10 protein-coding genes are annotated in these 16,169 nt (G+C 37.5%); all 10 read right to left on the reverse strand.

What is annotated here, in order from left to right:
- Position 1: 1 nt before the first annotated feature.
- Positions 2-694 (reverse strand): class I SAM-dependent methyltransferase, encoded by a 693-nt coding sequence (locus BGC7_RS04705; RefSeq protein ID WP_050700405.1) that lies wholly within the window; start codon positions 692-694, stop codon positions 2-4.
- A gap of 1 nt (position 695) precedes the next feature.
- Positions 696-1,403: a porin family protein gene (locus BGC7_RS04710; RefSeq protein WP_050700406.1), complete on the reverse strand. Its 708-nt coding sequence runs from the start codon at positions 1,401-1,403 to the stop codon at positions 696-698.
- Positions 1,400-3,181 carry a lytic transglycosylase gene (locus tag BGC7_RS04715; protein ID WP_050700407.1) on the reverse strand — a complete coding sequence of 594 codons (1,782 nt, stop codon included), beginning with the start codon at positions 3,179-3,181 and terminating at the stop codon, positions 1,400-1,402. Before BGC7_RS04715 ends, BGC7_RS04710 begins: the two co-directional genes overlap by 4 nt.
- A gap of 77 nt (positions 3,182-3,258) precedes the next feature.
- Positions 3,259-3,990 carry a lysophospholipid acyltransferase family protein gene (locus tag BGC7_RS04720; protein ID WP_087880043.1) on the reverse strand — a complete coding sequence of 244 codons (732 nt, stop codon included), beginning with the start codon at positions 3,988-3,990 and terminating at the stop codon, positions 3,259-3,261.
- A 155-nt stretch (positions 3,991-4,145) separates the two neighbouring features.
- A complete protein-coding gene (locus BGC7_RS04725) occupies positions 4,146-5,606 on the reverse strand; it encodes a discoidin domain-containing protein (protein WP_050700408.1) in 1,461 nt (486 codons plus the stop codon).
- A gap of 38 nt (positions 5,607-5,644) precedes the next feature.
- Entirely contained in the window at positions 5,645-7,495 is a 1,851-nt protein-coding gene (locus BGC7_RS04730) for a RagB/SusD family nutrient uptake outer membrane protein (protein ID WP_082206473.1), read from the reverse strand.
- Between the two features lie 12 nt (positions 7,496-7,507).
- A complete protein-coding gene (locus tag BGC7_RS04735; protein ID WP_050700410.1) occupies positions 7,508-10,732 on the reverse strand; it encodes a SusC/RagA family TonB-linked outer membrane protein in 3,225 nt (1,074 codons plus the stop codon).
- Positions 10,733-10,757: 25 nt separating this feature from the next.
- Positions 10,758-12,539, reverse strand: a complete 1,782-nt coding sequence (locus BGC7_RS04740; protein ID WP_050700411.1) for a RagB/SusD family nutrient uptake outer membrane protein — start codon at positions 12,537-12,539, stop codon at positions 10,758-10,760.
- Positions 12,540-12,551: 12 nt separating this feature from the next.
- Positions 12,552-15,443 carry a SusC/RagA family TonB-linked outer membrane protein gene (locus BGC7_RS04745; protein ID WP_050700412.1) on the reverse strand — a complete coding sequence of 964 codons (2,892 nt, stop codon included), beginning with the start codon at positions 15,441-15,443 and terminating at the stop codon, positions 12,552-12,554.
- 63 nt (positions 15,444-15,506) lie between these two features.
- Positions 15,507-15,761: a hypothetical protein gene (locus BGC7_RS04750; protein ID WP_050700413.1), complete on the reverse strand. Its 255-nt coding sequence runs from the start codon at positions 15,759-15,761 to the stop codon at positions 15,507-15,509.
- Positions 15,762-16,169 lie beyond the last annotated feature (408 nt).

Raw genomic sequence — 16,169 nt, forward strand, 5'->3', positions numbered from 1 at the left:
TTTAAAAGCTAATCTGATAACTCCATCTATATAGTTTACTATCGAAGAATACAATACCCAAGTTGAACAGATCTAAGACTGCTGTTCGGGACTCCATATTCATGATACTTCTCCATAACGTTTGACACCTTTTATTTGTTCGGATACCTTTTACAATAATAAACGATTTTTCCGTTAAATGGATTGATAGATATTGCGTTATATCTGATCCAAAATCATTAAAATGGTTTAAATCTATATATATACAATCTTGTTTATTATTTAATATAGGCAATTCTTTTTGTGTATACAAACGAATGTTCCTATCCCATCCTTTATAAATGAGTTTTGCTTTCTCCGATTTTTTTTGTGATTCTTCTACACATATACACTCTATATTGGTAGAAGGAGCTGTCAGACAAAGAGTATTTATGCCATAACCCGAACCTATCTCCAAAATATGGATAGCCTCAAAGTAATTTATAAGTCTAAAGCAGAGAAGATTAATTTTATCTAGTTTTGTTTGTTGTTTTCTGTCTGACTCATTGTTTATTATCTGCTTTACATCCTCATAAGCATGATAAGGAGTTTTTTCTTCTATAACCTTTGTTATCAGATTGAATACGAAGGGGGAGTGTATTCCGTGCCCCCTATGGTGTCGTATCTTGTATAATAACTTAAGGCCAGTCTTTGAAAGTTTATATATGCGCGGCATATCAGAACATCTTGACGTAATATGTTAGTTTTGCTGAAATTACCCTATTGGCCGAACGGGGAAAATAATCGGCTTTACTGTTATTATATATATCTCCTAGTCCGAAAACATATCGTCCTTCCAAGGAGAAATTTCCAATTCCTGTTCTGAATTCAAGGCCTAGTCCGGCCATGATACCATAATCTATTTTTTTTTCAGCATCTCTGTAATACTGGTGAGTAACGAAGTTTTTAGACATATTGCCGCTACTCAGATAGTTTGCCAAAGATTCGTTCATTTCTTCTTTTTCACTTATCAGATAGCCTAGCTTTGGTCCTAAGTTTATTATCACACGTACTTTTCTCCCAAAATAGATATGTGTCAGGAGAGGCATTTCCAGATAAGTGAGCTGATGAGAATGTGAAAAGGATTCATATTCGGGAACTCCCGAGAAATCCTGATCCCAGCCTTGTTGGCTGTAGTTAAGCTCAGCAATAAATCCCAGATTCTTTTCCGACAGGTATCTTATAGCCACACCACCAAAGTATTGTTGTTTGCTTTTAGTAGCCAGTTTAGCTGATCCCAATCCGGTTTGAAAGTCGACAGACGAAAATGTAGGACCAAATCCGATTCCGACATTCCATTCGGGTTCGAATTTTTTAGTTTGTCCGTTCACTCCAGTCACAAGACCTATGAAGAACAAGATGAAAAGGATGTTTCTTTTTATCATTTACTAATGTCTGTTTTTTCTATACCCGATTCTGGTTTATAACGTATAAAGTATATTCCTCTGTTCACAAAGCCTTCATTGCTTACCTGTTGTTTGAAGTAAATAGCAGACTGTAATGTTGGTACATGTATGTCTGATATGTTCTGGTCAAAATGGCTTCCATTCTTTCTGAGTGCTGTAAGGAAATAGAGTCCTGTATCATATCCCAGATACCCATATTTAGGATACGAATTTATAAGATCTTTATTGTACCATCTTTTATATTCGTTGGCAAAGTTCTGAACTGCCGATTGCTGCTCGTCAAGAAAGAAAATACTGTATATATGTGCTTCATGCTTTTGCAAACCCGAAGTCTGTTGTGTGTATGTCTGCCATTCCGGATATCCGAATAGGGTAAAAGAATTTTCAGATATACTGCTTGTAGCGTTCAGTATTCTTTTTAGCGTAGCTTCCGATGAAGAGGTTGGTATCAGGATGTTCTTTTTAGAGGTACTCAAAGCACTGCTTATGTCAGTAAGCAGATTGCCTGAGCTACCGATCGTTTTAAATTGTATTGATGCTCTAGTGAGCTCTTTTTTCAACTCTTCGGTAAAGTCACTCTTGTCATTGTTGGATCCTGCTTCGGAGATGAAAATAACATTGTAGTTTGAAAACTCTTTTCGGAATGTTGATATTATTTCAGGGTATAGGCTCGAATGAGGTGTTGTCATCTGAAACAATGTCGGAGTAGATGCTATTTCTTTACTTGAACCGAATGGGATAGCATATTTGATACCTGTCTTCTTCGAGAAGCGGATAAGTACGTCTATCTGTTGTTTCGAAACACCACCTATAATTAGGTGCAGATTTTTCATTTCGTTTGTACCCAATAAGCTTTCAAGCTTTTTTGTATCTCTTTCTGTTCCTATGTCGAAAGTATATATCTCTGCATTAAGACCTTTCGATTTCAATTCTTTAACTGCCAAAAGAAACCCTTCGTAATATTCGGTCAGCTTCTCTTTCTGAACACTGCCTTTATCGTCTAAAAACGGTAGAAGGACACCAACTCGTACAGTCTCTCCTTTCGAAGCATAAGGAGTCTCTATCTTTGTTACACTTGTATTTGTGGTAGAAACGATTTGTTTGCTTCTTTCTTGCTTAGTTGGAATGTTAACAGAGATTCCTTCTCTCAGTCCTCCGTTTTTCAAGTCCGGATTTGCATCCAGCAGATCCTCTACGGATACATTATAAGCTCTTCCTATGCTGTATAATGTCTCTCCTTTTTTTACTTTATATTTAGTTTCTTTATTTGTTCCGGTTGTTCTTTCAACAGTCTCATTCGTTACCTGAGTGGCATTGCCAAATACCGGAATGCGAATGGTACGGCCTATATTAAATGTATCTTCTCCGAGGCTTGGATTAGCTTCTTTCAGGTCTTCTACAGAGATATTATACATCTTCGAGACTGAATACATAGTCTCTTTGGCTTCTATTTTATGACTGCTGTATCTGGATGGAGTTTTTACTTGCTTTATTAAGAGCTGTTCTCCGGCTTTGATTCCTTTTTTCGATTCCGGATTCAGTTTGTAGATTTCATCTACTGTAGTGTTGTGTGTAGCTGCAATAGAATACAGAGTTTCCCCTTTTTTTACAGTATAAGATATTACATTGTTTCGCTTTTGTAAAAGGACAAGCGATTCGGACACACTTGATACATTATCTTTACCTACAATACGATTGTTGTTGGCAAAGCTTATCAATAATATAAGGAAAAGAACAAGTATGCTTTTAAATTTCATGTCGGATGTTGTTAAGTAAAGACACAAAAGTACAAAAAAATGGTATTGTAATTTTGTTCTGCATTTCTAATTAGCTTTTATTTGTATTTATCCCATAAGCCTGAATGGACAATTTCGGTACATTTGTTTATAAATTCAGACATATTATCATCAGTAAGATCTTCTGTAGAAATAGGTTCATGTACTATTAGCTCCAGTTTGCAAGGATTGATTAAATAGGTTTTGATCTTCATCAGATCGTATGGGCCATTTACTGTAACAGGTACGATTGGCAGGTTCATCTCCTTTGCAATAAGAAATGCTCCTCTTTTGAACCGCCCCATTTTTCCGGTCTTTGTTCTAGCCCCTTCCGGAAATATGACCATAGAGGAATCTTTTGTCAACTGGGCTTCGGCCTTTGTTATAGTCTCTTTCATCGATTTCAAATTCGACTGGTCTACAAATACATGCCCAGCTATTTCTGATGCCTTACCTACGAATGGAATCTTTCGTAGTTCTTGTTTTTGTACCCACTTTATATTTTGATTCAGATAGCCATATATCAGGAATATATCGAATGCGCCTTGATGGTTAGGTATAAAAACATAAGATTGGTTAGGGTCGAGTTTACTCTTGCGAACGACTTTTATTCTGCATAAGGCTAAACGACAAGCCAGTTTTCCCCATAGGTGTGGAGGATAGTATCCCCAAAACGTTTTTTTGCCAAAAAGACAGCCGATCATAACTATAACAGCAGTAATGATGGTTGCCAAAATAAATATAGGAGCAAATATCAGTAGCTCGTATAATAAGAAGATAATTTTCTTCATAATTTTGATATTTGGTTCAATTTACAAAAATACATCTTTTTTTTATAAGAGTATCTTGAATCTATTCTTGAACTTGATATTTCAAAATAAACAAAGCCTGCTAAGCTATCAAGAGCTTAGCAGGCCAGTTTATTATTGCAATTATGCGAAAAATATTATTTACTCAATCCGAATTCGCCTATTTGCATAGAACTTCCCGAAGTTGCACCACCAGAGTTGTCACTCCAGTTTGTTAGAGTTACCTTCACATAGCGGTATTCGTATTGACCATTCAGTGCAATATCATAACGGTTGGCATCAGCTCCATTTGCAGCACCGTATGTATTAGGAATCTGAATTCCTGATTGAATTTCTGACCAGTTCTCGCCATCGTTACTTCCTTCAATAGATATTGCCCAAACTCTCAGGTATGTATATGAGTTGTTGTAACGATGATTCCATCTCAGAGATTTGAATTTACAAGGCAATAACATATCTACTGTAAACGAGTTAAATTGTCCGCTTGGAGGCCCTACTGATCCACTATAAGATTTTCCTGGTTTCACAAGAGATAAAAATGTAGTATTTTTATCGTCAAACATATCTTCTGGCTTGCCTGTACTGCCATCAGTCACATAGTTTTGCCCATTAGAGTATCTGATATTAGTATCTACCCCCCAGAATAAACGTGTAAGGTCTTTATTCTCTGCGCCCACATTAATTGTAAACTGGTTAGTAATACCATATTTACTTTCTATTTTTACTTCTGCTGTTCCCGGAGATAAAGCCGTGAGTATATTTTCACTATCTATAGATATTACACCAGTACCGCTTGTGATAGTATAGGTAAGTTTCCTATTTTCTTCACGCACATTTGTAGGTAGAGTGGAGTTTATCAAGTCTAGAGGGAATTTCTCTCCTACATAAATAGTACCATTATTCAGATTTTTGTGTAGAACGATAGATGTCACTTCTATTTCATTTACAACATTTAGTTGCAGGTCTGCTGTTACACTCGGATTATCATCTGATACAATATGGATATTAATTACTCCTGCTGAAATACCGGTGATGATTCCCTCATCGGTAATGTTTGCAAATGCTTTTGATGCTTCATCTAATGAAAAATGAAGTTTTTTATTGTCGGCATGTCCGGGTAATACAAAAATAAGAGGAGCTATATCCAGTTCATAACCTTTTTCTATCAGTGCTTTTTTCGCTGCAGACGTAATTAAAATACGCTCAACCGGATGATAATCTTTATGAATTTCTATCAGGATAGAGGTCGATAGGTTTGCATCGGCACGAGAGATAATATCTACTTCAGTAGTTCCTTTCGCTACAGGTGTAATAGCTCCGTCCTCTGCAATTTTGACAATGCTTTCGTCTGCAACTTTAAATTGGAATCCACGATTGTCATAGACAACAGTAGAATCGTTCGGGTCTTCGAGCATTATCTGATCTGTATTATATTGCTCAATACGCAAGGTATTGCCATCCATTGGGTTTTTCACTGCTACTTTTCTCCCTTTGTAAAAGTCTTTGTTGATCTCATAATATTTGTCCTCGCAAGAAGAAAATATAAAGGATAAAACAAGACAGAATAAGGAGACTAAGCCTATTATATTCTTTTTCATATATTTGTGATTATAAAATACATAACTTAAATTCTAAATTACCATCCCGGATTTTGGAGCAATTTACCTTTAGCCGATCCGTATTCTTTCAAAGGTATAGGTAAATGGTACATTTTGCTTTGAAAGTAGTGTTGTTCTACAGGTTGTATTGACCAAGTGAAAAAGATTTCTCCATTATCTTCCCCAATTTTTTCCCAGACAGCAGCGTGAGACCATTTATTGTTCATTTCGGTAAACAGTTTGCGTCTTTGTAAATCCCAGAAACGATTTCCTCCTTCTATAACAAATTCGATTCGTCGTTCATTGAGAATAAAATCAATCATTTCTTCTTTACTTAGGTTTAACGGAATTCCATAGCGACTGTCGTTGCCTACTAAAATGCCCGCACGTTTACGGATCTTGAATAGGAGTTCTTCAATTTTAGTTTTGTTTTTAGAATAGTCAATTTCAGTCATAACCTCTGCATCCATCAATAGGATATCTGCATAGCGGATAAATGCGAGCCCTGTACCTCTTACCTCACTGTTAGATTGATTACCGATAACATCAGTCTTACATATTTTTGCATAATAATAACCTGTTGGCGATCCCGAACTAAAAATACCATCGTTTGGAGCTCCCCTATAGGTATATACTGGTTCTTTGCTTCCATCAGTCAAACGTCTCCACATGGCACCATTATATAAAAATGTGTAGTAGAAGCGTGGATCACGGTTCAAATAAGGTTCATCTGGATCGTACAATGTATTGTCTTCATTATACCTTCCGGGAGATGTGTAATACTTATTCTGAGAATCTTTGTCGCGAATATCTACTCCGTCTTTTGTAGGGAAAGCTTCTGTTAGTTCATGATAAGGGACAATTTTGGGACTACCTGATCGTGACTTGGGAAGTAATGAGCTATGAGGCCATGTATTTCCTCCAACACCGTCTACCAGCCAAAACCAGATTCTTTCTTTTGAAGATCGAGAAGTAGTTGCTGTATAAAATCCTTTTCCATTTGCTTCTTCGATAAGCTCGTAATAATTTTTTTCGTTATTATAACTATAGAAATTGTCAATTGCGTCTTTTGCTCTCTGCCAACGGCTTGTCTGAAAATCGTCATAACCTACTAATAGACGGTTTGATCCTGATCCTACATTTCCTCCATTAGATAAAGGACTGGCAGCATAATGGAACAGTTTCACCAACATAGCCAAAGCTGCTCCTTTTGTGGGACGACCGTACTCTTGTAAGTTTTGCACATCAGGTAAGCTTGTTGAAAGATAAGTAAACTCTGTTGCAAGATAGTCTACCGTTTCTTCGAAGCTAGAGCGTGGTAAGTCATAATTTTCAAACGGGCTTAATGTATTATCTCCTACTATCGGTATACCTCCAAAGTTTCTTAATAGGTGAAAATAATAAAATGCTCGTAAAAAACGTGCTTCTAGCTTCATTCCTTCTATGGTTTGTTTAGTAAGAGGTGCTCCATCTATACTCTCCAGTACCTGATTACATATACGGATATTGCTATACATTGAAGTCCAGAGATTAAGAAAATGTTCAAAATCTGCATTAATCCCATTTTGTGTAAAATCCGCTTTCATAAACGCAGGTGAAAATCGCTGACGATTATTAGATACTTCTTTACCATCGTCGGTAGCAGAACTGTAATCTTCATAATCTGTAAGGAACCATCCCGCTTTACGAGGAGCATAAAGAACAGATGGTATTTGCCAGTAAACAGTTGCCAGATATTGCTTTGTCATCAGACTGTCTGAAAATATCTGGTCGATAGTTATTCCTTCCGATTTGTCGTCCAGGAAGCCTTCGGAAGTCTCTGTACAGCTGATAGCCATTATTAGGAGGGCAATCAACAAGGTAAAGGATAAATATTTTATTTTTTTCATATTATAGCGATATTAAAAGTTGATCTGACATCCGAAATTATATACTTTCTGTTGAGGATAAGTAGTGATACCTGATTTTGTACTTTCCGGGTCAATCTGATAGTCATCCAAATCTGACCATGTATATAAATTTTGGGCGGTAAAGTAGAATCGAACACTGCTCAATCCGATTCGGTTTGTCCAAACACTAGGCAGTGTATAGCCGACCTCAACGTTTTTCCAACGGATATAGTCTGCCGAACGAAGCCAGAATGTTGACATTTCTTTATTCACTCCGTTTTCTCTTGTTAGACGGGGATAGGTAGCATTCTTATTCATTTCGGCCAATTGTCCGGCATCAGTAACAAGGTTGCCGCTACTATCGTAATTCCTCCATCTCCCCTGATGGATAGGCATTGGTTTACCATTTTTATCTCCTACTGAAGGGTTAATTGTACCTGAAGCCAGACGCAACATTTCTTCTACGCTCACAGAAGCTCCGCTAGCCCCTTGAAATAGAGTTGAGAAGTCAAAGTTTTTATAATTAAAACCTATCGAAATACCATAGGTAAGATCCGGTACATCTTTGCCTATAGCTACACGGTCGTACTCATTGATCAAGCCATCAGGAGCTCCGTTAGGACCACTTATGTCTTTAAATTTGATATCACCGGGAGCAAGAGACTCTTCTCCTTTTCTTACGTCGTAAGGACTATTGGCAATATCTTCATAAGATGTATAAAAGCCATCGGCCACATAGCCAAAAATAGTACCAATAGGGCGCCCTGTTTTCATGCTTAGGGTATAAGGACTTGGAGCTTCGTCCATAAACAAGATCTTGTTTTTTGCATAAGAGAAAGTTCCTCTAAGAAAGTATTCTACTTTACCTATTTTATCTCTCCACGATAATTCTCCATCCCATCCTGAGTTTTCGGTGCTACCGATATTCATATAAGGTAAAATTTTCATTACCTCATTTGCTTTTACAGCCGTACCACTAGCGCCAGAGAATATGTTATAATAACCGGCATAATAGACAATACCTTCTCGTTCGGCTAAGATATCCGTACGTTTGTTGTAAAAGTAGTCTGCTGTTAAAGATAAACGTCCTTTGAGCATCTGTATATCAATACCTATATCTGTCTTTTTCTCTGTTTCCCATCCCATCAGAGGATTTGCATAATAAGACATAGCTATTGCTCCGATCTTATTTGCGCTGGTGGCTGCTGATTCTCCAAAATGGTAGTTCATTACGACATCATATATGTCTTTATAGGCGAAAGCTTGTTTCATTTTATCCGAACCTGTTCGTCCATAAGAGCCTCTCAGCTTGAACATCTCTATGTGAGCAGCATCGGCTATTGGTTTCAGATAAGGTTCTTGAGCCAGATTCCAACCAAGGGAGACTGCCGGAAACCAATCGTAACGGTGTCCTTTGGCAAAAGCATCAGAGCCGTTATAGGCTGCACTAAATTCAACCATATAGCGGGAGTCGAAGTTATATCCTACACGTCCTGTAATGTTGACAGAGTTACGAGGAGCTCCGGCGCCATCGCGATTCGAATACCAGTTGGCAAGTGCCAGGGCGTTAACTGTGTGAGGTCCGAATTTACGGTCATAAGACATATCGAAACGTGTATTTATTTGCGTGATTGGAGAATATCCGTCGGGTACTGATGAAGATGCTGTCAATAATGGTAGGATATATTGATTGGTAACTACCGGAGCTAAAGCATCGGTTGCCGGTTCATAATAATAGTCTAGTACTTCATCACGGGTTAAACTTCTGCGCCATCCCCATGTGTTAGTTAAACCCATTACTGCGCGGGCTTTTAAGCCTTCGGTAACTTTTCTCAGATCATATTCCAGCGTGATATTCCCATTCAGGTTATTTTTGAAATTTCTTTTATAGCCACCATAGGTAAGCCAAGCTAACGGGTTAATATAGGTTCCAGAATAGCCTCCAAAAGAACCATTTTCCTGATAAGCAGGATAGGAGTATGGTGCTATACCGGCACCTATGATTCGACGAAAGATATTAACATCGGTCATCTTTCTTGGAGTAGCAGGCATGTTTGGTTCATTAATCTCTGTAAGGATTGCATTGGCATTAATTTTTGCAGTAAGATAATCGGTTACCTTAATATCAAAATTAGAGCGAAGGTTGTAACGATGTTGGAAATAGTCGTTATTGAAATCTTCTTGCTTTTTCAGATTTTTAAATAAGCCTTGTTGATCCAGATAAGAAAAGGAAACAAAATACTTCACCCTATCTACACCGCCTTGAACATCTGCTGTATATTGTTGCTGTATAGATGTTTTCTTGTATAATAGTTTATACCAATCCACATCCGGATATACATATGGCATATCTTGTAGACGGTAATGCTCAAGAGCTTCGTCGCTAAAGTACTTTTCATTACTTAAGTCTGTAACGTTCTGATCATTTGTATGCAACTCTTTCAATAAAGTTAGAGCATCATAAGAATTCAGAAATTTATTTTTATAAGTAGGGCGCTGTAAGCCATAGTCCATACGGAGGGTAACTTTAGGCTTTCCTAATTTTCCGCGTCGGGTAGTTATCAGAATAACTCCATCAGCACCTTTGATTCCAAAAATGGCTGTACTCGCTGCATCTTTTAGTATAGAAATGTCTTCAATATCATTTGACGAAATACGTGAAAGAGTTGATATATCCGATTCTATATCATCAATCAATACAAGAGGATCATGAGACACTCCATCATTGAAAGAACCTTGTCCACGAATAAACAAGCTTGCCGCATCAGCTCCCGGTTGACCACTTCCCTGTAATTGGAATAGTCCCGGTATACGGCCTGCTAATGCATTTTGGATAGAAGAAGAGGGTAATTGTCTGATTTGTGAGGCATTGATCTGGCTGATAGACGCGATATTAGAGATTCTGGATTTAGTACCAAAACCTTGTCGCACTATCTCTACAGCTTTTAGCATGTTTTCATTTCCAGCCATTGTAACTTTCATATTATCAGAAACATCTAGCGTCTGAGATACAAAACCAATATAACTTAATGTTATTTTTGATTTTGCAGAAGCTACTTTCAATACAAAGTCTCCATCGAGGCCGGTAACAACGCCGTTTGTGGGCTTACCTACCTCTACCACGCTTACTCCGATTAATCCTTCACCGGTTTCATCGACAACTATACCTTTTACTGTATATTGAGCCGATAGGCAGATAGGAATGAGTAATAATATGCTTATTAATATATGTTTCATATATCTGATGTTTTAAATAGTGTTTTTAATATGACCAGCCGGGATTTTGTACCAGAGCGTTGTTTCCCCACAATTCGACTCTAGGTATCGGATACCAGTACATATGAGGAAGGAAAGAAGATGTCGCTGCAGTTTCATAAGAATAAGTAAATGTTCCATTATCATTTTTTGTAATTCTTATTCCTTTTATAGGCTTGTTCATAACATCTTCAGCTATTTTCCAACGGCGAATATCCCAGAAACGGTGCTCCTCGAAGCAAAGCTCAATGCGTCGTTCGTTACGGATTATATTTCTCATAAGTTCCTGGCTGTATGTTCCTGCGGCAGGCAGGCCATAGCGACCGTCATCTCCAGCCTTGATCCCTGCACGTTTGCGCAATTCTATCAGACCATATACAATTTCAGCATCATTTGTAGGCTCAGCTTCATTGATGGCTTCAGAGTAATTCAATAGGATTTCGGCATAGCGCATTATCTGATAATGGTGGTAGTATGCTGTATAGTTAACAACATTACTATTATCTCCTAAGAACTTTTTCAAGTAATAGCCGGTACGGGTATAGTTTAGATTCTGTTGAGCTCCACGGTTGGCTCCTCCATCGAATGTTTCCACAGCTTTTTTCAGCCACATGTCTCCATTAAGGAAAATGAAGCGTTTAAGACGTGGATCCCGGTTGGCATAAGGATCTTGTGGATTATAACTCGCTTCATATTCTTTCTTTGGATCATAGTCTTCGTAAATTGATTTTCCGTCGAGCGTAAGGAAGGCATCTACCAAATTTTGGCTAGGGCTGGTGTATCCGTTAGTATTTACCAGTCCCGAAGCGGTGGTATAAGAATAACCTGTTGGAGCATTACTCTGCTCAAGACCTACAGTTGGACTTCCTACGAGTTTTATCATAATCATCTCCTTGTTAGGGAAATCTTTTGGTTCCATTGCGAACTGACGAAATTGCGCTGAAGGGTTATTATAAAGATCATATACATGCAAATCTATTAGGCGTTTTGCCCAGTTTGCTGCTGTTTGCCATTTTGCTTTTCTCTCGTTGCCACTTTCATTGTATAAGTCACTGGCAAGATATAAGTGTAAACGGGAAAGTAGTGCTAATGCTACACCTTGGTTCACATGTCCTACCATATTTCCTTGGTTGCTTGGGTCCTGATCATCTACAATAGCCTGAGCCGGATGTAAGTCATTGAAGCAAGATCCGGGTACATCCGGACTGATTTCATTGGTAATGTAATCAGCTACTTCCTGAATACTGGATCGAGGAATATTGAGATCATCTTTTGCAGTCAGTACTCTATCTCCTAGCATAGGTACACCACCCCAACGTTTCAGCATTTCGAAATAGTAGAAACTACGTAGTAAGCGGGCCTCAGCTTTCATTTGTTTTATATAGTCTGCCGGAACCTGTGCCGAAGGTGGAAAAATACCTACTTTACTCAAAAATAGATTTACTCGGCGAATACCTTGATATCCACTAGCCCAAGCTCCACCATCAGGAAGATTACTTGCTGATACGAGATTGTTTCGGAAATAATCTAAGGTGGTATTGGTTCCGGTAGGAAGAGCATCATCGGTAGCTGCATCCAAGTAAGAAGAGCCGATACGAGTGTGTAAAGTTGGTAAATTTAAGTAACATGCATAAAACAACTGCTTTACAGCACTGTTATCAGTCGAATCTCCGGGATTCAGTACTCTGTCTTCCGAATTCCAGTCTAGAGGCTCTGATTCGAACGAATCGCAGGAAGCAAAAAACAGGATATGGAAACAGAAAAGTAATAGATATATATTTTTTTTCATATTCTGATAGAATTAAAATTGAATGTTCAAACCAACATTATAAGCCTTTATATTAGGAACAGTGTTACCATAACTTGGAATTTCCGGATCTCTGTATTTGAGAGAAGTAATGGTTAAAACATTGTATGCGTTAGCAAACACTTTAACACCGGATAAGCGGATAGATTTTAGCCAGTTTTGAGGTAGATCGTAAGACAATTCAATGTTTTTCAAACGTAGGTAACTGGTGTTTTTTACCCAAAAAGTAGACGTACGCGTATTGTATGCGTTACTTCCTGCTGTAAGTCGAGGATAGCTTGCATTAGGATTGTCTGGAGTCCAATAGTCAAGATTCTCTTTAAAAGCATTGCCATAAGCATTATTATTACGAGCAAAAGGCATGGTATAGATTTGATCCTGAGAATTACCTAACCCTGTCCATTGCATACTCAGATTAATTCCTTTCCATCCTGCATTCAGGTAAACGCCATACTCTATACGTGGTGCATTAGAATATATTTCATCGATATCCAAGCCATCTATTTTATAGTCACCATTTAAGTCTTTATATCTGATGTCTCCTGGTTGAGGAGTATAACCATCTATATAATACTGAGTCAGGTATTGATCTATTTCTTCTTGAGATTGAAATATCCCTTCTGCTATATAACCATGTACCTGATGACGACTCCTTCCCACAAATTGCATATAAGATTCAGGGAACTCTGGTTCTCCATTCTTTAGCGTTTTAGTTTTATAGATTGTTGCTTGAGGATTTATTATAAATGAAAAATCATTAAACTGCTTTTGATAAGTTAGGCTAAGTTCAACTCCTTGTTGGCGATAAGATGCAAAGTTTTCAGCGACAGGATCTATACCCAGTAATCCGCTATAACTTTTAGACATATTTACCGCAAGAATGTCAAAGTGATGATTGTTGAAATACTCTACTCCAAATTTCAGAGATTTATCAAAGGCTTCGATATCGAGGCCTACAGCTAGTCGTAAGCTTTTTTCCCACTGAGAAGTATATGCAAGACCTTTTTCTACTAATGTGGAATAAGGTGTAGAATTCTGTCCTAATATTACGTTTATTTGGTCTCCATCAGAATTAGTTGCAGGACCATAAGTTGGAATGTAGGTATAATAATACGAGGTAAGATTTCCTGAGGCGTTCCTAAAAAATGATCCTGTACCATCGTTCCCATTTAACCCAATAGTTGCCCGTAATTTTAATGTGTTGATTGCATCAAACTTAAAAAAGTCTTCATTGGCTATATTCCAACCTAGACCTGCAGCAGGAAAGAATCCCCATCGATGTCCTTTCTTCAGGTAGTTGAGGCTATTGGTTGACAGGCTTATCTCGGCCATATATTTTTTATCGAAGTCGTAAGTGGAATGAAAGTTAAAGCCTTGTTTATACATAGGAAGGGCAGTGCTCATCAGCACGAACTGATTGTTCCAGTAAGTGAGTCTGGTCTTTATATTGTTTAAGCCAATATTGAAATCATATCCGGAATGAAGTTCTATATATTGAAGACGATTTTGACGATTATATCCGGAACCTCTTGATGGCGTATCTCCAGTAACTATCTTCTTATAATTAGATGGATCGTTCGGCTCTTTAGTGTCATCTGTATAGGTATACTGCCATACATCGAATCCTTTAGTATTAGTTCTTGTTTCACGATACGATGAGTTGTAAGAGTATATACCCTTTACATAGAGTCCGTTAAGATCTCCAGTGAAACGGTGTTCAAGCGACATGTCGAAATTCAGATCTGTTTTCGGATATAGTATATATCCTGTTGCCAGACTTTGAGCATATAAATTTTTCGGATAGCTGGTGTTCCCTCCATAAGATTGTTCCAATACACCCTTTCCGCTTAAGTTGGCAGGAGGGTTGAAAATAGGGTAGGCATTTGCCGGAGTTGTATGAATTCCGTTATATATTCCGCTCATCATAGACGTTCCCGGTGTATTTTCACGAAACATCTGTCCGAAAAGATTTACCGAAAAAAGGGTAGTTTTAGTTAAGTTTACATCTACATTGGCGCGTAATGACCATTTTTTGAAACTCTCGCTTGTGTTATAAGAATTCATAGATTTATCCTGTTTGAGGAATCCTTGTTGATCAAACATATTGAGATCAATGAAATATCTTGCAGATTCGTTACCTCCCGACAGATTAAGATTATATTGTTGAATAGGAGCTTTGTCTCTCATCAATATAGAATACCAATCATTATTGGGGTGAGTGTAAGGACTCTCTCCAGTTCTATATAGCTCCAAATCGCGCTCAGAGTATAGTGGAGTGGATCCATCATTGATTAAGGCTTTGTTTAATAAATCTGCATACGTATAAGCATCAAGAATTTCGGGGCGGTAAATTTGTTGCGCTTGGGCGTATTGAGCTGTAAAATCAATTTTGATCTTGTTAGCCGCACCTCTTTTTGTTTTTACATATAAAACACCATCACCCGATGACATTCCCCATGCAGCCAAACCTAAACCATCTTTTACTAAGGTAATAGATTCTATTTGGTTAGGTGATAGATTAGCATCGGATCGAGGAATACCATCGACAACTATCATCAGATTTCTTTGTCTCATTTGTAAGCCTAAACTTTCAGTTGGATAACCGTTGTTTAAGTTTACATAAAGGCCGGGAAGGGTTCCATCCAGAAACTGTTCCATTTGAAAGGCTGGTCGATGTAATAGACGGTCACTTTTTACAGTCGAAAGCGATTGTAATACTGTTGCCGAATCTTGTGCACCCATCAACAGGACATCGACTTTTCCTTTTTCTGATTGGGTATTTTCTGCTTTTTTCTGCGCTGATATGGAAATCGCTGAACAGAAAAAGGAAAGAGAAAGCAGAATCTTCCCAAATTTTCGGAGTTTTTCTTTTACATTACTTGTCATAGTTTATTAGAATTTAACTGTTTTCTATAATTGGGTATTATTTTATATTGGAGGTCGTTTTGATTAGTTATTGCTTAAAATCATAAATACCGTGTTTTGAATAATTAAAGCAATTATCCAAAACACGGTATTTATAGCTAAAGTATAAGTAAAGGTGTTCTTTTTCTGAGAAAAAAACCTTATATTCTCTCTCTCTCTCTCTCTCTCTCTCTCTCTCTCTCTCTCTCTCTCTCTCTCTAACAAAATATAGCTAACAGCCAAATTATCAGTTGAAAAAATGGCTTTAATATCTGCTATACTTTTTGCTTTTGTGTACATAATATCTGACTTAAGACTTGTGTTGTAAATAAGTTTAGAACAGTGTATTAATTGAATTTTTATTGTCTTTTACAAATTGATATTCGTTTTGAAAAATATACTGTTTGCGAAATACTCATTCAATTGATTATTCAGCAAGGCTCTACAAGGAAGTTGTAAATTGATGAAAATTGTAATAGCTTATTTTATCGTGCGAATCCATATTTGATTTAAGACCTTACAAAAATGGGGGATTTCAAACTTATGCCGTTACGGTATTAGTTTTTTCTTTTACTCAAATTGTCAAAAGTCTAAAAAAATGATAAAAAGAAGATGTCCTGTAGTTCTATGTAAAGTGATTGTTGTATGCTGTAACTTTCTTTATGCTATGTTGTTAGTTATTTTATTCGAGTGTATTTGAAGAGTTAG

It is taken from the genome of Dysgonomonas sp. BGC7, assembly GCF_001261735.1.
In the GTDB taxonomy this organism is placed as follows: Bacteria; Bacteroidota; Bacteroidia; order Bacteroidales; family Dysgonomonadaceae; genus Dysgonomonas.